The organism is Rhizobium laguerreae, assembly GCF_019778565.1.
Taxonomy (GTDB): domain Bacteria; phylum Pseudomonadota; class Alphaproteobacteria; order Rhizobiales; family Rhizobiaceae; genus Rhizobium; species Rhizobium laguerreae.
Window position 1 is genome coordinate 263,730 of sequence record NZ_JAAXQT010000001.1, and the last position, 17,125, is coordinate 280,854.

At 60.9% G+C, this 17,125-nt stretch carries 17 protein-coding genes and 1 pseudogene; 6 read left to right on the top strand and 12 right to left on the bottom strand.

Annotation, left to right across the window (positions count from 1 at the left end; genetic code table 11):
* Window positions 1-133: 133 nt before the first annotated feature.
* A complete protein-coding gene (locus HFO71_RS01275) occupies window positions 134-1,120 on the bottom strand; it encodes a polysaccharide deacetylase family protein (RefSeq protein WP_221987492.1) in 987 nt (328 codons plus the stop codon).
* Between the two features lie 121 nt (window positions 1,121-1,241).
* Here HFO71_RS01275 and HFO71_RS01280 point away from each other — a divergent pair, with 121 nt between their 5' ends.
* The 3 genes from HFO71_RS01280 to der all read left to right on the top strand — a co-directional run bounded on the left by HFO71_RS01280 (window position 1,242) and on the right by der (window position 4,053).
* Window positions 1,242-1,826, top strand: coding sequence for an NnrU family protein (locus HFO71_RS01280; protein WP_017961554.1), 585 nt, complete (start codon window positions 1,242-1,244; stop codon window positions 1,824-1,826).
* Between the two features lie 103 nt (window positions 1,827-1,929).
* Window positions 1,930-2,613: a tetratricopeptide repeat protein gene (locus tag HFO71_RS01285; RefSeq protein ID WP_077978958.1), complete on the top strand. Its 684-nt coding sequence runs from the start codon at window positions 1,930-1,932 to the stop codon at window positions 2,611-2,613.
* Window positions 2,614-2,631: 18 nt separating this feature from the next.
* Window positions 2,632-4,053, top strand: a complete 1,422-nt coding sequence (gene der, locus HFO71_RS01290) for a ribosome biogenesis GTPase Der (RefSeq protein WP_077978957.1) — start codon at window positions 2,632-2,634, stop codon at window positions 4,051-4,053.
* 95 nt (window positions 4,054-4,148) lie between these two features.
* Here the strand turns inward: der and HFO71_RS01295 are convergent, their stop codons facing one another.
* The gene (locus HFO71_RS01295) at window positions 4,149-4,586 is read right to left on the bottom strand and encodes a MarR family winged helix-turn-helix transcriptional regulator (RefSeq protein ID WP_077979257.1); all 438 of its coding nucleotides are present in this window, start codon (window positions 4,584-4,586) and stop codon (window positions 4,149-4,151) included.
* Window positions 4,587-4,633: 47 nt separating this feature from the next.
* Between HFO71_RS01295 and HFO71_RS01300 the strand changes: the two are divergent.
* Window positions 4,634-4,868: pseudogene (locus tag HFO71_RS01300) on the top strand (alpha/beta hydrolase fold domain-containing protein); the annotation flags it as partial.
* 6 nt (window positions 4,869-4,874) lie between these two features.
* On the opposite strand, the gene HFO71_RS01305 reads toward HFO71_RS01300, so the two are convergent.
* Window positions 4,875-6,059, bottom strand: a complete 1,185-nt coding sequence (locus HFO71_RS01305; RefSeq protein WP_077978956.1) for a glycosyltransferase family 4 protein — start codon at window positions 6,057-6,059, stop codon at window positions 4,875-4,877.
* Between the two features lie 243 nt (window positions 6,060-6,302).
* Window positions 6,303-7,343, bottom strand: a complete 1,041-nt coding sequence (locus HFO71_RS01310) for a glutamine synthetase beta-grasp domain-containing protein (protein WP_077978955.1) — start codon at window positions 7,341-7,343, stop codon at window positions 6,303-6,305.
* 432 nt (window positions 7,344-7,775) lie between these two features.
* Between HFO71_RS01310 and gstI the strand changes: the two genes are divergently transcribed.
* Entirely contained in the window at window positions 7,776-7,967 is a 192-nt protein-coding gene (gene gstI / locus HFO71_RS01315; RefSeq protein ID WP_168259071.1) for a glutamine synthetase translation inhibitor GstI, read from the top strand.
* A gap of 125 nt (window positions 7,968-8,092) precedes the next feature.
* On the opposite strand, the gene HFO71_RS01320 is transcribed toward gstI, so the two are convergent.
* From HFO71_RS01320 to HFO71_RS01345, 6 genes are all read right to left on the bottom strand, one after another.
* Window positions 8,093-9,013 carry a sugar kinase gene (locus tag HFO71_RS01320; protein WP_132612823.1) on the bottom strand — a complete coding sequence of 307 codons (921 nt, stop codon included), beginning with the start codon at window positions 9,011-9,013 and terminating at the stop codon, window positions 8,093-8,095.
* 219 nt (window positions 9,014-9,232) lie between these two features.
* On the bottom strand, window positions 9,233-10,219 hold the full coding sequence (locus HFO71_RS01325; protein WP_077978952.1) for an ABC transporter ATP-binding protein: 987 nt from the start codon (window positions 10,217-10,219) through the stop codon (window positions 9,233-9,235).
* Window positions 10,212-11,219, bottom strand: a complete 1,008-nt coding sequence (locus HFO71_RS01330) for an ABC transporter ATP-binding protein (RefSeq protein WP_017961544.1) — start codon at window positions 11,217-11,219, stop codon at window positions 10,212-10,214. The genes HFO71_RS01325 and HFO71_RS01330 overlap by 8 nt, the downstream gene beginning before the upstream one ends.
* Window positions 11,220-11,221: 2 nt before the next feature.
* On the bottom strand, window positions 11,222-12,139 hold the full coding sequence (locus HFO71_RS01335; protein ID WP_017961543.1) for an ABC transporter permease: 918 nt from the start codon (window positions 12,137-12,139) through the stop codon (window positions 11,222-11,224).
* Window positions 12,136-13,059 carry an ABC transporter permease subunit gene (locus HFO71_RS01340; protein ID WP_017961542.1) on the bottom strand — a complete coding sequence of 308 codons (924 nt, stop codon included), beginning with the start codon at window positions 13,057-13,059 and terminating at the stop codon, window positions 12,136-12,138. The genes HFO71_RS01335 and HFO71_RS01340 overlap by 4 nt, the downstream gene beginning before the upstream one ends.
* Window positions 13,060-13,107: 48 nt before the next feature.
* Complete coding sequence (locus HFO71_RS01345) at window positions 13,108-14,688, bottom strand: peptide ABC transporter substrate-binding protein (RefSeq protein ID WP_221968283.1); 1,581 nt, start codon at window positions 14,686-14,688, stop codon at window positions 13,108-13,110.
* 286 nt (window positions 14,689-14,974) lie between these two features.
* Between HFO71_RS01345 and bglA the strand changes: the two genes are divergently transcribed.
* Window positions 14,975-16,621, top strand: a complete 1,647-nt coding sequence (bglA, locus tag HFO71_RS01350; protein WP_077978949.1) for a beta-galactosidase BglA — start codon at window positions 14,975-14,977, stop codon at window positions 16,619-16,621.
* Window positions 16,622-16,624: 3 nt separating this feature from the next.
* Here the strand turns inward: bglA and HFO71_RS35690 are convergent, their stop codons facing one another.
* The gene (locus HFO71_RS35690) at window positions 16,625-16,879 is read right to left on the bottom strand and encodes a type II toxin-antitoxin system RelE family toxin (RefSeq protein ID WP_077978948.1); all 255 of its coding nucleotides are present in this window, start codon (window positions 16,877-16,879) and stop codon (window positions 16,625-16,627) included.
* On the bottom strand, window positions 16,876-17,076 hold the full coding sequence (locus tag HFO71_RS01355; RefSeq protein ID WP_077978947.1) for a hypothetical protein: 201 nt from the start codon (window positions 17,074-17,076) through the stop codon (window positions 16,876-16,878). Before HFO71_RS01355 ends, HFO71_RS35690 begins: the two co-directional genes overlap by 4 nt.
* Window positions 17,077-17,125 lie beyond the last annotated feature (49 nt).

Here is a 17,125-nt window from a genome sequence, read left to right on the forward strand (position 1 = left end):
GCACCTTCTCCCCGCCGGGTAGAAGGGGGAATCGCAGCGTCGCAACGAATCTCTTCTCCCCAGCGGGGAGAAGGTGCCGGCAGGCGGATGAGGGGGCCGCACGGCACGTCGGTTCGTCCAGATAATTGGCTCTTCAGAGACCCGACGTCTGCAATTTCCCGCGCGCCTCGATCATCGGGATCGCTTCCGAATAGCTGACGCAGGCGACGTCAACCCGGTTGCAGACGTCGCTGACCAGTCGGTCGAGGGCGCGCCAGTAGGCGCCGCCGTTCATTTCGACGAAGTGGAAGCCGAGCTGCAGCGGGATGCGGGCGCCGGCATATTGCTTGTCGAAAGCCTCCTTGAAGGCGGCATAGGCGCGCTCCTCGAATTCCGCGGAATCGGCCGTATCCTCCTCACCCTTGGAATGGCGGACGAAGAGATTGTAGTCCATGCCGATGATCGGCTTGTCATTCGGGCCTTCGGGGATCAGCGGCAGGCCGAAGCGGATGATGCCGTCTTCCTCGACAGGCATTGCCGGTCCCTTGGTGACGAGGCTCGCATCATAGGTGAAGCCCGCCTTCTTTTCGGCGGTGATCATATCGGCGCCAGCCGTCGCGGAGAGGTAGGGCGCGCGAAAGCCCTTAATGCCGTGATCGACCAGATCCTGCCAGCCGGCCGGTGCCTTGAGATCGACGCTCTTCCAGGCGTTTTTCAATGTCGCATGAAAGGTGGCGTACTCGGCCGACCAGTCGGCCTCGCTCCAGAGGCGGCCGTCGAAGTGGCCGCAGGCATGGCTCGATATGTCATGTCCTTCGAGATGGGCGTGCCAGATATTGCCGAGGCGCTCGCGGATCTCGTCGTCGCTCTGGGCGAAGCCGACATTGGATTTTCCGCGTTTTTGGTGCGGCGCCTGATAGGCCTTTTTCGCCGCCTCGTTCATCAGGAAAGTGCAGGAGAGGAAATAGGTGAATTGGGCGCCGTTTTTCGCTGCCATCTCGCGGCTCTTCAGCCACAGCGCGTTGTCGTGGGCGCCGTCGAAGGAAATGATGACGAGCTGTTTCGGCCGGTCGGCCGCCTCTGCAATTGCCGGAACGAGGAGCGAAACAGAAAGGCAGGCGGAGAGGAGGGAACGAGACATGGGCACCGCGACAATTTGTTCGCGGTTTCCCTCCGATAGAATTGCGGCGAAGCTGCGGTCGCGCTGGCATTTTTTCGCGCCAGCCGGTAAGCCATGACAAACGGCACGGAAGGGATCCGCAATGACATTGCTTATCGTCGGCATCATACTTTTCCTCGGGGTGCATCTGGTGCGGGTGCTGGTGCCGGACTTTCGCCGTTCGATGATCGCAAGCCTCGGCGAGAAGGGCTGGCGGGCGGCCTATTCGATTGCCAGCATAGCCACACTGATCCTATTGATCTACGGCTTTGGGCAGGCGCGGCAGGTGACCGGAACGCTTTACAATCCACCGGTCTGGATGGCGCATATCGCAATCACGCTGATGCTGATCGCGATGATCTGTCTCGTCGCCTCGCTGCTGCCGGCGGGGCATATCGCGACCAAGACAAAACATCCGATGGTGCTGTCGGTGAAGATCTGGGCACTGGCGCACCTGCTCGCCAATGGCGAGACGTCGTCGGTTCTGCTGTTTGCCGCCTTTCTCGCCTGGGGCGTTATCCTGCGCATTTCCTTGAAGCGGCGGCAGCGGGCGGGCGAGATCACGCTCCGACCGTTCGTCTCGGCCAAGTACGACCTCTATGCCATCATCATCGGCATCGTCGTCTGGGCGCTGATCATCTGGAAGCTGCACGAATGGTTGATCGGCGTTTCGCCGCTCGTCATCTGACGAATCTTTCACATCCCCCTTACAACGGCTGCAAAATGGAGTAGAAGGCCCGACAATATGCGTTTTGCATGGTGTATGGGTATTTCCGCGGCCGGAGACGAGAATGGCATTCAACGACGACAGCTTCATCCGTGAAGTCAATGAGGAATTGCGGTCTGACCAGATGAAGGGCGTCTGGCGCCGGTTCGGCCGCTATATCGTCGTCGTCGCCATCCTGATCGTCGTCGGTACCGCCGGCAAGGTTCTCTACGACTATTGGGACGACAACCGCTCCTCCGGCACCGGCGACCAGTTTCTGGCGGCAATGAAGCTAGCCGACGAGAACAAGAACGACGAGGCGCTGGCCGCGCTCGACAAGCTTGAGAAGGAAGGCCATGGTGCCTACCCGGTGCTGGCGCGCATGCGGGCCGCGACCGTTCAGGTGCAGAAGGGTGATACCGCCGCGGCAATCGCCGCCTTCAACGAGATCGGCAAGGACAATGCCATTCCGGCTGCCGTGCGCGATGCCGCCAAGATGCGCGCCGGCTGGCTGCTCATCGAGAACGGCACTTACGAACAGGTTTCGGCGGCGATCGAGGAAATGGCCGTTCCGGGCAACGCCTTCCGTCATTCGGCGCGCGAGGCACTCGGCCTTGCCGCTTACAAAGCCGGCAACATGGCGCAGGCGCGGCAGTGGTTCCAGTCGATCGTCGACGATGCCGACAGCCCACGCAATGTTGCCAATCGCGCCCATATGATGCTTGATCTGATTACCGCATCCGGCAAGGCGCCCGCCGCTCAGGGCTGATCGCGTTAAGGACAAGATATGAGTTTCACGGTCGCGATCGTCGGTCGTCCGAATGTCGGCAAGTCGACACTTTTCAACCGGCTGGTAGGCAAGAAGCTGGCGCTTGTCGATGACACGCCGGGTGTTACCCGCGACCGCCGGCCGGGCGATGCGCGGCTGATGGGCTTGACCTTCACGATCATCGACACGGCTGGTCTGGAAGAGGCCGACGCGGAAAGCCTGCAGGGCCGGATGCGGGCGCAGACCGAAGCGGCGATCGACGAGGCGGATCTTTCGCTTTTCGTCGTCGACGCCAAGAGCGGATTGACGCCCGTCGATACCGACCTTGCCGAAATGCTGCGCCGGCGTGGCAAGCCGGTGGTGCTCGTCGCCAACAAATCCGAAGCGCGCGGTTCCGACAGCGGTTTCTACGACGCCTATACGCTCGGGCTCGGCGAGCCGACGCCGATTTCGGCAGAGCACGGGCAGGGCATGCTCGACCTGCGCGATGCGATCGTCGCGGCGATCGGCGAGGACCGTGCCTATCCCGAGAAAGAGGATGTGGCGGTTACCGACGTCGACATTCCGCAATCATCAGACGAGGGCGACGAGGACGAAGAGCCGACCTATGATGATACGAAGCCGTTGCGCGTGGCGATCGTCGGGCGGCCGAATGCCGGCAAGTCGACGCTGATTAACCGCTTCCTCGGCGAGGATCGGCTGCTGACGGGACCGGAAGCGGGTATCACTCGCGATTCCATCTCGGTCGAATGGGACTGGCGCGGCCGCATCATCAAGATGTTCGACACGGCCGGCATGCGCCGCAAGGCACGGGTGATCGAGAAGCTGGAGAAGCTTTCGGTTGCCGACGCATTGCGCGCCATCCGCTTCGCCGAAACCGTCGTCATCGTGTTCGATGCCACGATCCCCTTCGAGAAGCAGGACCTGCAGATCGTCGATCTCGTGCTGCGCGAGGGCCGCGCCGCCGTGCTCGCCTTCAACAAGTGGGACATGATCGAAGATCGGCAGGCGGTGCTTGCGGATCTGCGCGAAAAGACTGACCGGCTGCTGCCGCAGGCGCGCGGCATCCGCGCCGTGCCGATCTCCGGCCAGACCGGCTGGGGGCTCGACAAGCTGATGCAGGCGATCATCGATACCGACAAGGTCTGGAACAAGCGCATTTCGACGGCGCGGCTCAACCGCTGGCTGGAGACGCAGCAGATCCAGCATCCGCCACCGGCCGTTTCCGGCCGCCGCATCAAGCTGAAATACATGACGCAGGTCAAGGCCCGCCCGCCGGCCTTCATGATCTCCTGCACCCGGTCGGATGCGCTGCCGGAATCCTATACGCGCTATCTGATCAATGGCTTGCGCGCGGATTTCGACATGCCGAGCGTGCCGATCCGCATCCATTTCCGCTCGCCTGACAATCCGTTTGAAGGCAAGAAGAGGCGGACGTAGGTTGGGCTTGCTGTGATTGGAGAGTTCTGACGCACGTCGTGCGGTCACCCCTCTGCCCGGCAGTATCACTGGCACTGTGATAGCTATCCGGCAATCTAAGCCACGCTTCGGTTCAGCGCCTCACGCAGCGCCACTATTTCCGCCTGGAGGCGGGTGAGGTCGACTGCGTCGCGACCACTGGCGGCGGCGATGCAGCCGGGGATGCCGATCGCCTTTTCCTTGAGGCGCTTGCCTTCGTCCGTCAGCCGAAGCACCACGACACGTTCGTCGTCCTTGCTGCGTTCGCGGCTGACATAACCGGCGGTTTCCAGGCGTTTGAGCAAGGGGATCAGCGTGCTCGATTCCAGGAAGAGCTTTTCGCCGAGGCCGCCGACGGTCTGGCCATCCCGCTCCCACAGCGCGACCATGGCGAGATATTGCGGATAAGTGAGGCCGAGCGTGTCGAGAAGCGGCTTGTAGACGCGATTTAACGCGTGCCTTACCGTATAGACGGCGAAGCAGATGAAATTGTCGAGCTTCAGCTGGTCCTGCAAGACAATGTCGACCATCAAGACCGCAGTTTCCGCAGCAGCACTCCTGGCAGCTTCCGCCGTCGGCGCCGGCGCTGGTCATCGTCGACGAGAACGACGTGCTGCGTGACGAAGGCGAGGCCTATGCCCGCAAGCTCAGCCCAGGCCGGTGTCCGCGTCACGTCAATGCGCTACAATGGCACGATCCACGATTTCGTGCTGCTGAACGCCATTGCCGAAACGCCTGCCACGCGCAGCGCGATTGCGGTCGCCAATGAGACGCTTCGCAGCGCTCTTCACAAGTAAAACCAATCAGTCTGCGGATGGGACAGGCCCGGCGGTTTCGCCGGGCTTTCTGCTTCTTGGAAGCGACTTGGTGGCAAATTGCCAGGCCCTCTTCCATTTCGGCGTGATGACGCCGTTGGCGGCGCGAATATTGTTGATGAACTGCAGCGTCGCCGCTTCCCAGGAATATTGCATGGCGAGCTCGCGCGCCTTGTCTCGGGAGGCGGAAAGGGCGGCAAGGCATGCGGCCTGCAGATTCTGGTCGAGCGCCCCGACTTCGCTATCCTCGCCGATGATGTCGAGCGGGCCGGTGACCGGATAGGCTGCGACCGGCACGCCTGATGCCAGCGCTTCGAGGATGGTGTTGCCGAAGGTGTCGGTGAGCGAGGGAAAGACGAAGACGTCGGCCTGAGCATAGGTTTTCGCCAGATCCTCGCCGAACTGCACGCCGGTGAAGAAGACGTCGGGATATTGCTTTTCAAGCTCGGCGCGCGCCGGGCCGTCGCCGACGACGACCTTCGAACCGGGTAGGTCGAGATCGAGAAAGGCCGGCAAGTTCTTTTCCAACGCCACGCGACCGACCGTCATGAAGATCGGACGAGGGAGGCCGAAGGGCTCGTCTTCAAGCGGCATGGGGTGGAACTGCGTGGCATCAATGCCGCGGGTCCAGGGCATCAGATTCTTGATGCCGCGCGCCGATAGCTCGCGGGCAAGGCTCGGTGTCGCCACCATACAGCCGGCGCCGCCATTGTGGAACCAGCGCACGAAGGCGTAGAGCCAGCTCTGCGGGATGGGCAAGCGGGCGGAAACATACTCCGGAAAACGGGTGTGATAGCTGGTCGAGAAGGGCATGCGCTTGCGCAGGCACCAGCGGCGGGCGGTCAGCCCCAACGGGCCTTCGGTGGCGATATGCACGTAGGAGGGATTGTGCTTTTCGATCTCGCGGGCGATGCGGCGGTAATTGGCGATCGACAGGCGGATCTCGGGATAGGTCGGGCAGGGGATGCTGTTGAAGCGCTCCGGCGTCACCATCGAAACCTCGACGCCCATCTTCGCCAGTTCGCGGTTGGTGTTCTCGATCGAGCGCACGACGCCGTTGACCTGCGGGTGCCAGGCATCGGTGACGATCACTAGCCTCTCAGGCAGGTTTCCGGCGGCTGCGGCATTGGCCCAGCTCTCGCCGCTATAAGTGTTTGCCGGACGTTGCAGCATGTCACGATTTCCATCCGCGTCGCAGTGATATGCCAACGCTCAACCCCTCAGCGGGGTTCCGGAACGGCGATTCCCGCTTCTATATTTTGAGGCATGACCATGATGGAAATATTACAGCCCATATTGCAAGGATTGCAGGGCTTTCGCCGGCCTGACCGCCCCGATTATGTCGGCGGCTGGCGGCGGTTCATTCGAAAAGAAGAAAGTCACGGCGCCGGTCGTGGACCGGCGCCGCCTGGGAGGTCAAGCTGCAGCGGAAGCCGAGCTTGCGGTCGGAACTTCCGAGATCGTCTTCAGAACCTGCGAAGCGATCTGGTAGGGGCAGCCCTGCGAGTTCGGGCGGCGATCTTCCAGATAGCCCTTGTAGTCGTTTTTCACGAACGAGTGCGGCACGCGGATCGAGGCACCACGGTCGGCAACGCCGTAGGAGAACTTGTTCCACGGAGCCGTCTCGTGCTTGCCGGTCAGGCGCTTGTCGTTGTCAGGACCGTAGACGTTGATGTGGTCCATCAGGTTCTTTTCGAACTGCGCCATCAGCGCTTCGAAATAGGCCTTGCCGCCGACTTCGCGCATGTACTTGGTCGAGAAGTTGCAATGCATGCCCGAGCCGTTCCAGTCGGTGTCGCCGAGCGGCTTGCAGTGATACTCGATGTCGATGCCGTACTTTTCGGTCAGGCGCTGCAGGAGGTAGCGTGCCATCCAGATCTGGTCGGCGGCCTTCTTGGAGCCCTTGCCGAAAATCTGGAACTCCCACTGGCCCTTGGCCACTTCGGCATTGATGCCTTCGTGGTTGATGCCGGCAGCGAGGCAAAGGTCGAGATGCTCTTCGACGATTTCGCGGGCAACGTCGCCGACGTTCGAATAGCCGACGCCGGTGTAATAGGGGCCCTGCGGAGCGGGGTAGCCCTGCTCAGGGAAGCCGAGCGGACGGCCGTTCTGGTAGAAGAAATATTCCTGCTCGAAGCCGAACCAGGCATCTTCGTCGTCGAGGATGGTTGCACGAGCGTTGCTCGAATGCGGCGTGACGCCATCCGGCATCATGACTTCGCACATGACGAGAGCGCCGTTGGTGCGGGCCGGATCGGGATAAATGGCGACGGGCTTCAGCACGCAGTCAGAGCTGCGGCCCTCGGCCTGCATGGTCGACGAACCGTCGAAGCCCCACAGCGGAAGCTGTTCCAGCGTCGGGAATTCATCGAATTCCTTGATCTGCGTCTTGCCACGCAGGTTCGGTACTGGTGTGTACCCATCGAGCCAAATGTACTCGAGCTTAAATTTTGTCATCGCGACTCTCTCAATGCTACGAAGGTGAGCAAATCCGGAGGTGATCTCGGCGCGCGAGCGCATCCGACCGCCAGGGATGACGCTTTAAAAGCACGTAGCGTGCCAGTTTTGGCGCCACGCGAAAGAAAAATCGCGAATCAGCGTGTCGTCCGATTTTTTCCCTTTTGGAAAATCGGGCTGTTTTTAACGCTCACTGGCGGTATCGCCCATCAAATCGCACTTTTTCCATGTGGAACCGGATGAAAATTGCGGCGTTAGGCTGAAATGATGAAGTGTTAAACAAATTATCGGAAGCTTTTAGCCGAGACAGCACGCCGACCGATTACAATTGCAACATTGCCCTTATTTTATGCAATTTGCATAAACTATGTGCATTATGCTATGTAGATGGTCCTGAAATGTTGATGCGCCGAACTGAATGGAGGCGATCTCATGCCCACCGGTTTCCATCGTGAATCCGCAACGATCTACCAGTTTCCCGTTAAGGCGACACGAAACGCCAACCGGTTCGAACGCGCCAGGCTGATGGAGCGCGAGGCCGCAGACGTCTGCGATGCTGCGCTCGACAGCTGCTGGTACCATGACGAGGCGGTTCGCGACGCCGATCGGCCGAAGAAGTCTTGATTTTCCGCTGGCAGCGGGCATGCGATCCGACAAGGCGGGAAGCGCTTGCCCACGGCGTTTATACTGCGTCAGCATGTGCGGCCTAAAAGCATGTTCCGGTAAGCGAATCTGAAGATCGCGCTGCTTTAGCCGCCATCCAATCCCAGCTTTTCCCTCACGACCAATGCACCATGTTCGCTGACGACGCAGGCAGCGACCTTTGCCGCGAAGCGGGCGGCGGCAGGTGCATCGCCGGCTTCGAGATATCGTGCGAGAAAAGCGCCGTTGAAGCTGTCGCCGGCGCTGGTCGTGTCGACCACCTTCTCCACCTTTTCGGCAGGAACGAAGGTTTGCTCGCCGGCAAAATTCAGCGTGACACCGTCAGCGCCGTTCTTGACGACGATATGGACGGCGCCCAGTGCGCGGTAGCGGTGGATCGTCGCCTCGATGGAATCATCGCCGAAATGGGCCGCCTCGTCGTCGAAGCTCGGCATGACGAGCACCGAAGAGCGGGCGCCTTCGCTGATCGTCGTGTGCATAACGTCGTAGCTGGACCAGAGCCGCGGGCGGATGTTCGGATCGAAGACGACGAGCTTGCCTGCGGCCTTGGCGCGACGGACTTCGGCAAGCAAAGTCTCGGCATCCTCATGCGGCAGGATGGCAAGGGTGATACCGGAGAAATAGACGACGTCAGCGCTCTCCACCGCCTCGCGCAGGCGGTCAGGATCGGCTGCCAGGCTGCGGGCGGCGGCACTGTCGCGCCAGTAGCTGAAGGAACGTTCGCCGTCCTTCAGGTTGATCATGTAAAGGCCCGGTGTCCTGCCCCTGATGCGGCGGATGAGGGTGGTGCCGATGCCTGCCATGTCGATGAAGGCAGCCATCTCATCCGACATGACGTCGTCACCGAGGGCGGTGAAGTAGTCGACCGACCAGTCGGGGCCAAGGCAGGCACGGGCATACCAGGCGGTGTTGAAGGTATCGCCGGCGAAGCCTTTGCGCAGCAGACCATCGCCTGCCTGCGAGAGTTCCACCATGCATTCACCGATCGATAGAAACCGTCTGCTCACCTTGTCCTCCCGGCACTAGAGCGCTGCGCGTCCAACAGGACGCGCTATCACTTTGAATTGGCGCATAACCCCGAAAATCGATTCCGATTTCGGGGTTATGCGCTGGTCCTCATTCGCTGATACGCGGAGAGCATGAAGGTGGCAAGCGCCGATAATAAGGAAGATGGAACCCCACCTCCATGGACGAGGTGAAGGCCGCTTGTACGGCCGTCTTTCCGCTCATGGCCTGTCCATGTGATAACAGGCGGCCTTCTGGCCGGGGCGGACCTCCTCGGTCGGCGGCATTTCGGTGCGACAGATGTCAGTCGCCTTCCAGCAGCGCGGTGAGAAGACGCAGCCTTTCGGCGGGTTAAGCGGCGAAGGCGGGTCACCCTGCAGACGGATGCGCGTGCGCAGGCGCGCAAGCTTCGGATCCGGGATCGGCGCGGCGGAAAAGAGCGCCTGCGTATAGGGGTGGGCGGGGTGATCGAAGACGGTGGCACAACTGCCGGCTTCCACCACCCTGCCGAGATAGAGCACCAGCACATCGTCGGAGATCAGGCGCACGACGGAGAGGTCATGGCTGATGAAGATCAGCGTCAGGCCGAATTCCTTGCGCAGCTTGCGCAGAAGCGTGATGACCTGGCCCTGGATTGAGACGTCGAGGGCCGAAACCGGCTCATCGCAGATGATGAGCTTCGGTTTGGTAACGACCGCGCGGGCGATGCCGATGCGTTGCGCCTGGCCGCCGGAGAATTCGTGCGGATAGCGGTTGATCATCTCCGGCACCAGTCCGACGGCGGTCATGATCTCGCGGACGCGTTCGGTGCGCTCGGCTCTTGATAGCTTCGGCTCGAAGACGGTGAGCGGCTCGGCGATGATGTCGCCGACCGTCATGCGCGGGTCGAGCGAGGCGATCGGATCCTGGAAGATGATCTGCATGTCGCGGCGGGCGGCCCGCATTTCCTCGTCCGACAGGTCGAGCAGGTTGCGGCCCTGCCAGAGGATACGGCCCTTCTGCGATTTCAACAGCCGCAGGATGGAACGCCCAAGTGTGGACTTGCCGCAGCCGGATTCACCGACAATGCCGAGCGTGCGGCCTTCGCTGAGGTCGAAGCTGACATTGTTGACGGCGGTGAGAAAAATCGGCGGCTTGAAGAGGCCTTTCGCCGGCAGTTCGAATTGGGTCGTCAGGTTCTCGACCCTTAGAAGCGATCGTTCAGCCATGGTTCAGCAGCTCCTCGCGGCGCGGGAAGGGGTGGTAGCAGGCGGCGCAGTGATGCGGCGCCAGCGTTTCGAGCAGCGGCGGGCGGTCGATGCAGTCGTCCTGGACCTGGGAACAGCGCGGCGAGAAATTGCAGCCCTTCGGCAGGTGCTGCAGGTTCGGCGGGCGGCCCGGAATGACGACGAGGTCGTCGACATCCTGGTCCGGGCGCGGGATCGAGGCATGCAGCGCCGCGGTATAGGGATGGGCCGGATTGTCGAAGAGCTCGTCGACGGGCGCTTCCTCGACGATGCGGCCGGCATACATGACGGCGACGCGATCGGCGAGGCCGGCGACGACGCCGAGATCGTGGGTGATCATGATAAGCGCTGTGTTCATCTCTGCCGTCAGATCGTTGAAAAGATCGAGGATCTGCGCCTGGATGGTGACGTCGAGCGCCGTCGTCGGCTCGTCGGCGATCAACAGCTTCGGCCGGGTGAGCAGCGCCATGGCGATGACGATGCGCTGGCGCATGCCGCCGGAGAGCTCATGCGGATAGAGATGAAAGCGCCGTGTCGGGTCGGGGATGCCGACGCGTTTCAGCATGTCGAGGGCAGCAGTGGATGCGGCGCGCGCCGTCAGCCCGCCGTGCACCTCGAGCTGTTCCGTCAACTGCCGGGAAATCTTCAGCGATGGATTGAGGGCTGTCATCGGATCCTGGAAGACCATGGCCATGTCCTTGCCGCGGATCTGGTCGAGTTCGCGCGGTTTCAGCGCCAGCACGTCCTTGCCTTCGAGCAGCGCCTGTCCCGTCGTTTTGCCGTTCTTGGCGAGCAGCCCCATGATGCCGAGGAAGGTCTGGCTCTTGCCGGAACCGGACTCGCCGACGATAGCGATGCGCTCGCCGCGCTTGACCGTCAGGTTCATGTTCGAGACCGCCTTCACCTCTCCATCCGGTGTCTTGAAGGTGATCGAGTAGTCTTTGAGTTCGAGAAGGGTGTCTTTTTGTGTTTCCTGGGACATTCTTAGCGATCCTTCGGGTCGAACGCGTCGCGCAGGCCGTCACCGATGAAGAGCAGGCTGAGCAGCAGGGCGACGAGGAAGCTTGCCGGGAAGACCAGCAGCCACGGCATGCTTTCCATGGCATCGGTTCCCTCGGCGATCAGTGTGCCGAGCGAGGTCAGCGGTTCCTGCACGCCGAAGCCGAGATAGGAAAGGAAGCTTTCGGTGGCGATGATTTCAGGCACCGTCAAGGCTGCGAAGATGACCACGGGTCCGACGAGGTTCGGGATGATGTGTTTGATGATGATCTTGAACGGCCGCTGCCCGGATGCGCGGGCCGCTTCGATGAATTCGCGATGCTTGATCGACAGCGTCTGGCCGCGCACGATGCGGGCCATGGTCAGCCATTCCAGCGCGCCGATGGCGGCAAAGAGCAGATAGACGTTGCGACCGAAGATCACCATCAGCAGGATGACGAAGAGGATATAGGGAAGCGCGTACATGATATCGACGAAGCGCATCATGATCGCATCCAGCCTGCCGCCGATATAGCCCGAGACCGCGCCGTAAAGCACGCCGATGAAGACGGAGACGACGGTCGCCGTCAACGCCACGGCAAGCGAGACGCGGGTGCCGTAAAGGACGCGAGCGAGAAGGTCGCGGCCGTTCGGATCGGTGCCGAAATAGTGGCCGGTTTCGATCGAGGGCGGTATGCGGAAGGCCGCCCAATCCGGATCCTCGTAGTTGAAGGGAATGAACCAGGGGCCGATAAAGGCCGCGAGGATCAGCAGCGTCAGGACGACGATCGACAGGACCGCGGCCTTGTTGCGCCCAAGGCGGCGCAAGGCATCCCTAGTGAGCGAGCGGCTTTCGGGCGCAAGGCCCTCCGCCTCCAGAAGTTCCTGGGCGAGCAGCTCGCGTTTTGCGGGGTTGAGGATCATCGGTTTCTCACTTTCGGATCGAGCCACGCATAGGCGATATCGACGAGAAGGTTCAGAACGACGATCAGCACCATGTAGAAGATGACCGTGCCGAGAACCATGCCGTAATCGCGGTTGAGCGCCGCGTTGATGAAGTAGCGGCCGATGCCGGGCAATCCGAAGATGCTCTCGACAACAAGCGAGCCGGTGAGAAGGTAACTAGCCGCCGGTCCGAGATAGGAGACCACAGGCATTAGTGCGGGTTTCAGCGCATGGCGCATCACGGTCAGCCGCGGGCCAATGCCCTTGGCCTTGGCGGTGCGGATGAAGTTCTGGTTCATCACCTCGATCATCGAGCCGCGGGTGATGCGCGAAATGCGCCCTGCATGCGGCAGAGCCAGAACGACGATCGGCAGGATCAGGAACTTGATCGATCCGTCACCCCAGCCGCCGACCGGAAGCCAAGCGAGATGGATGCCGAAGACGAGCTGCAGTATGGGGGCGATCAGGAAGTTCGGCAGGACGACGCCAATCAGGATGAGGGCGCCGAGAATGTAATCCGGCGTCTTGTTCTGATAGAGCGCCCCAAAACAGCCGACGGCGACGCCGACGATGATGGCGAGCAGAAAGGCTGCGGTGCCGATCGTGAAAGTGTAGGGCAGACCGATCATGATCTGCTGGGCGACGGTGAAATCTTCGCTGGCGAAGGAGGGGCCGAGATCGCCCCGGAGCAGGTCACCGACATAGATCAGGTATTGCTGGATGAGCGGCTTGTCGAGGTTGTAGTGAGCCGCAAGGTTTTTCAGGATCACCGGCGGCAATGGCCTTTCGCCATCGAAAGGGCCGCCGGGGGCAAGGCGCAAAACAAAAAAGCAGGCTGTGACGGCGATCCACAGAACGGGGATCGTCGACAGGAGGCGACGGAGTGCGTATTTGATCATGATCGTGGGCCGGTCCTTTCCGCAGTGCGCGGAAAGGACCGTTTTCCCTTACTCTTTCATCGACAGCCAGCGGGTGCGGTGGATGTCCTGGATATTGTCGACGAAGCCTTCGATCTTCGGCGAGACGACATTCTTCGAGACGTAGTAATAGATCGGCAGGGCGGCGGATTCATCGAGCGCCAGCTGCTCGGCCTTTTTGAAGATCGCGGCACGCTTGGCGAGATCCGTCTCCGCGTTGCCTTCCTTGATCATCTTGTCGTACTCGGGATTGGACCAGCGGCCGTAGTTCATCTGGACGCCTGTCACCAGGAGGTTCAGGAAGTTGTCCGGGTCGTTGTAGTCAGCGAGCCAGCCGGCGCGGCCGATTTCGACCTGGCCACGCTGCATCTGGTCGTAATGCACCTTGGTTTCGGCGTTGACAAGCTCGACATTGACGCCGAGCGGCTTCCACATGGAAGCGATGGCGACGGCGATGCGCTTATGGTTGTCGTTGGTGTTGTAGCTGAGCACGGCGTGCAGCGGCTTGTCCGGGCCGAAGCCGGCTTCGGTCAGAAGCTTCTTGGCTTCGGCGACCTTCTCGTTATAGGGCAGGTCCTTCCAGCTGACATAGGCCGGATCGCCGTAATTTGCCGTGCCCGGCGGCACCCAGGAATAGGCCGGCAGTTCGCCGGTGCCGAGGATCTGTGGGCCGATCACTTCACGGTTGATCGCCATGGAGAGAGCCTGGCGGACGCGCTTGTCGCTGAAGGGCGGCTTCTGCGAGTTGACGACGTAATAGTAGAGGCCGGAGAAGGGGGCGACATGCGCCTGGCCCGGCAGGTTCTTCTTCATCCACTCGTACTGGTCGGTCGGGAAGTCGGTGAGGATGTCGAACTCGCCTGCGCGGTAGCGCTTCAGCGCGGCTTCCTGATCCTCAAGCACGAAGAACTTCGCGCCATCGATCTTCAGGTCCTTGGTGTCGTACCACTGGTCGTTCTTTACCGTGGTGACATGCGAGCCCGGAACCCATTCAACGGGTTTGTAGGGGCCGTTGGTGACGATGTTGCCGATCTTGACCCAATCCTGACCCTTCGCCTCGACGACATGCTTCGGCAGCGGGTAGGCGGTGTAGTGCATCAGCGCATTGATGAAATAGGGGGTGGAGTTTTCAAGTGTGATCTCCAGCGTCTTGTCGTCGATCGCCTTGACGCCGAGCTGGTTGAGATCGGTTATCTCACCCTTGTTGATCTTTTCCGCATTCTTGATGGTGAATTGCAGATAGGCATAATCGGCGGCATTCTTCGGGTCGACGAGGCGCTGGAAGGCGAAGACGAAGTCTCCTGCCGTGACCGGCTGGCCATCGGACCACTTGATGCCGTCGCGAAGCTTGAAGGTGTAGACCTTGCCATCAGGCGAAATCGTCCAGCTTTCAGCCTGGCCGGGGATCGGATTATCCTTGGCGTCCTCGGTGACGAGGCCTTCGAAAATGTCGCCGGCGATACGGTTCTCCCAGTCGCCGGAAAGCTTCTGCGGATCGAGCGACTGCGGGTCGCCACCATTGTGAATGTTGAGCGTGGCCGCATGGGCCGAAAACGCCAGCAATGTGCCAAGCATTGCAGAGGCGAGAAATTTTTTCGCGAAATGGTTCATGGTGGGTCCACCTTTCTAGGCTTTTCGCCTTTATTAGACATTTGTTCCCGGTGTTTGACCTCTTACGTGCAGGTCAGCGCGCACATTATCGCAAAGGCTTTGCGTTGCAACCCCAAATCCGGAGGGTGGAACCGGGTTGTGGACAAGCCTATGTACGTCTCCCCCTTGTCGGTTCGCGACGATGCGTCGCGGCGTTTCGCAACACCTTCATAACCGCTTCACATGGTTGTCTTTTGTTTCGTCCGCTTTAGTGTGGCGAGCGCAAACGAGGCAGGAGATGTAGCCGATGGCATTGCAGGCAGGCGGGAGTGCGGACTGGTGGCGCGGTGCGGTGATCTATCAGGTCTATCCGCGCTCGTTTCAGGACACCAACAGCGATGGTCTCGGCGATCTCAGGGGAATCACCCGCCGGCTGCCGCATATTGCCAGCCTCGGCGTCGACGCGATCTGGCTCTCGCCCTTCTTCAAGTCGCCGATGGCCGACATGGGCTACGACGTTTCCGATTATTGCGACGTCGATCCGATCTTCGGCACGCTCGCCGATTTCGACGAGATGATGGCCGAAGCCCACCGGCTCGGCATCAAGGTCGTCATCGACCAGGTGATCTCGCATACCTCCGACCGGCATCCCTGGTTCGTCGAGAGCCGGTCGAGCCGGACCAATCCTAAGGCGGACTGGTATGTCTGGGCCGACCCGAAGCCTGACGGCACGGCGCCGAATAACTGGCTGTCGATCTTCGGCGGGCCGGGCTGGGAGTGGGATGGCGTGCGCCGGCAATATTACCAGCACAATTTCCTGACCTCGCAGCCGGACCTCAACTTCCACAGCAAGGCGGTGCAGGATGCGGTGCTGGAGACAGTGAAGTTCTGGCTCGACCGCGGCGTCGACGGCTTCCGCCTGGACACGGTCAACTATTATTTCTGCGATAAGCTGCTCAGGAGCAATCCGCCGCACGAGCCCGACGAGGATGATGCAGGCCTCGATGCGCCCGATACCAATCCCTACGGCATGCAGAACCATCTTTATGACAAGACGCAGCCGGAAAATGTCGATTTCCTCAAACGCTTCCGGGTGCTGCTCGATCAGTACGAGGATCGCACGACTGTCGGCGAGGTCGGCGATGGAGCGCGTTCGCTGAAGACGGTTGGCGCCTATACGAGCGGCGGCGACAAGCTGCACATGTGCTACACATTCGATCTGCTCGGACCGGATTTCACCGCCGAGCATATCCGCGGCTGCGTCGAAGCTTTCCAGAAGGCGGTCACGGACGGCTGGGTCTGCTGGGCTTTTTCCAACCACGACGTCATGCGCCATGTCAGCCGGTTTGCACTGACGGAGGAAGAGCGCCCCGCCATCGCCAAGCTGGCGATCTCGGTGCTTGCGGCGCTGCGCGGCTCGATCTGCCTCTATCAGGGCGAGGAGCTCGGTCTGCCCGAGGCGGAGCTCGCCTTCGAAGACCTTCGCGATCCCTACGGCATCCGCTTCTGGCCGGCCTTCAAGGGCCGCGATGGATGCCGCACGCCGATGCCCTGGGAAGCCGGCAAGGCGCATGCGGGCTTCACCTCCGCGGAAAAGAGTTGGCTGCCGGTGCCTTACGAGCAGGCAGCGCTTTCCGTGGATACGCAGGAGGCGGGCGACAACTCGGTGCTGCATCACTACCGCAGGACGCTCGCATTCCGGAAGAGCCACCCGGCGCTGATCGACGGCGACATGATCTTCATCGGCACCAACCAGGACCTGCTCGCCTTCACCCGCGAAAAGGACGGCGAAAAACTGCTCTTCGTCTTCAACCTGACGCGCAAACCGACGGAATTCCGTCTGCCTGATGGTATGGTGCTCGGGGAACCGCTTGAGATTCCGGGCTTCGAGGCGGTAGCGGGCACGGGGTCAGTGAAGCTTGCGGCGCTGGATGGGTTTTGTGCGCGGGTTTGACGGTTATTTCAGAAGCTTATCGTAATCTGCGTGCGAGCCGATCCAAAACCAGATGATGTCATCTCCGTCACTGACGGCTAAAGCTCTCCAGGATGCACCGACGCGCGCCGACCAAAACCGGCCGACGCGTTTGAAATGCAAGGAGGGATGTCTGGGATCTTGTTTGAGCAGATCGAAGTTTCCGTCAGCCAACTTGCGTATCTGTTCAGGCAAGCGGTCATACGCCTCCCAGAAGGCGGGAGTTGCGTGGTGTTTCAAAGCCGTCTTGTCTTTCCGGCACGAAAATCGGCAAAGGCCTTCTCGGCGAGATGATCGAGTTTGCCACTAGCAGCATCTGCTTCCATCTGCCTGTCCCAGCGTTCGGCTTGAAGGGCTTCAAACCACGCCGAAAAGGCTTCGAACTCGTACTTATCGAGTTCGGTAACGATTTTTTCAATCTGTTCCAGCTTCGTCATAATCGGCTCCAACGTTACCGCAAAATAAGCGCTGCCGCGGAATTTGCCA

Bases quoted from the DNA above. Each gene is read 5' to 3' on its own strand.
- HFO71_RS01275 (WP_221987492.1), bottom strand. From the start codon at position 1,120: ATGTCTCGTTCCCTCCTCTCCGCCTGCCTTTCTGTTTCGCTCCTCGTT.
- HFO71_RS01280 (WP_017961554.1), top strand. From the start codon at position 1,242: ATGACATTGCTTATCGTCGGCATCATACTTTTCCTCGGGGTGCATCTG.
- HFO71_RS01285 (WP_077978958.1), top strand. From the start codon at position 1,930: ATGGCATTCAACGACGACAGCTTCATCCGTGAAGTCAATGAGGAATTG.
- der (WP_077978957.1), top strand. From the start codon at position 2,632: ATGAGTTTCACGGTCGCGATCGTCGGTCGTCCGAATGTCGGCAAGTCG.
- HFO71_RS01305 (WP_077978956.1), bottom strand. From the start codon at position 6,059: ATGCTGCAACGTCCGGCAAACACTTATAGCGGCGAGAGCTGGGCCAAT.
- HFO71_RS01310 (WP_077978955.1), bottom strand. From the start codon at position 7,343: ATGACAAAATTTAAGCTCGAGTACATTTGGCTCGATGGGTACACACCA.
- gstI (WP_168259071.1), top strand. From the start codon at position 7,776: ATGCCCACCGGTTTCCATCGTGAATCCGCAACGATCTACCAGTTTCCC.
- HFO71_RS01325 (WP_077978952.1), bottom strand. From the start codon at position 10,219: ATGGCTGAACGATCGCTTCTAAGGGTCGAGAACCTGACGACCCAATTC.
- HFO71_RS01330 (WP_017961544.1), bottom strand. From the start codon at position 11,219: ATGTCCCAGGAAACACAAAAAGACACCCTTCTCGAACTCAAAGACTAC.
- HFO71_RS01335 (WP_017961543.1), bottom strand. From the start codon at position 12,139: ATGATCCTCAACCCCGCAAAACGCGAGCTGCTCGCCCAGGAACTTCTG.
- HFO71_RS01340 (WP_017961542.1), bottom strand. From the start codon at position 13,059: ATGATCAAATACGCACTCCGTCGCCTCCTGTCGACGATCCCCGTTCTG.
- HFO71_RS01345 (WP_221968283.1), bottom strand. From the start codon at position 14,688: ATGAACCATTTCGCGAAAAAATTTCTCGCCTCTGCAATGCTTGGCACA.
- bglA (WP_077978949.1), top strand. From the start codon at position 14,975: ATGGCATTGCAGGCAGGCGGGAGTGCGGACTGGTGGCGCGGTGCGGTG.
- HFO71_RS01355 (WP_077978947.1), bottom strand. From the start codon at position 17,076: ATGACGAAGCTGGAACAGATTGAAAAAATCGTTACCGAACTCGATAAG.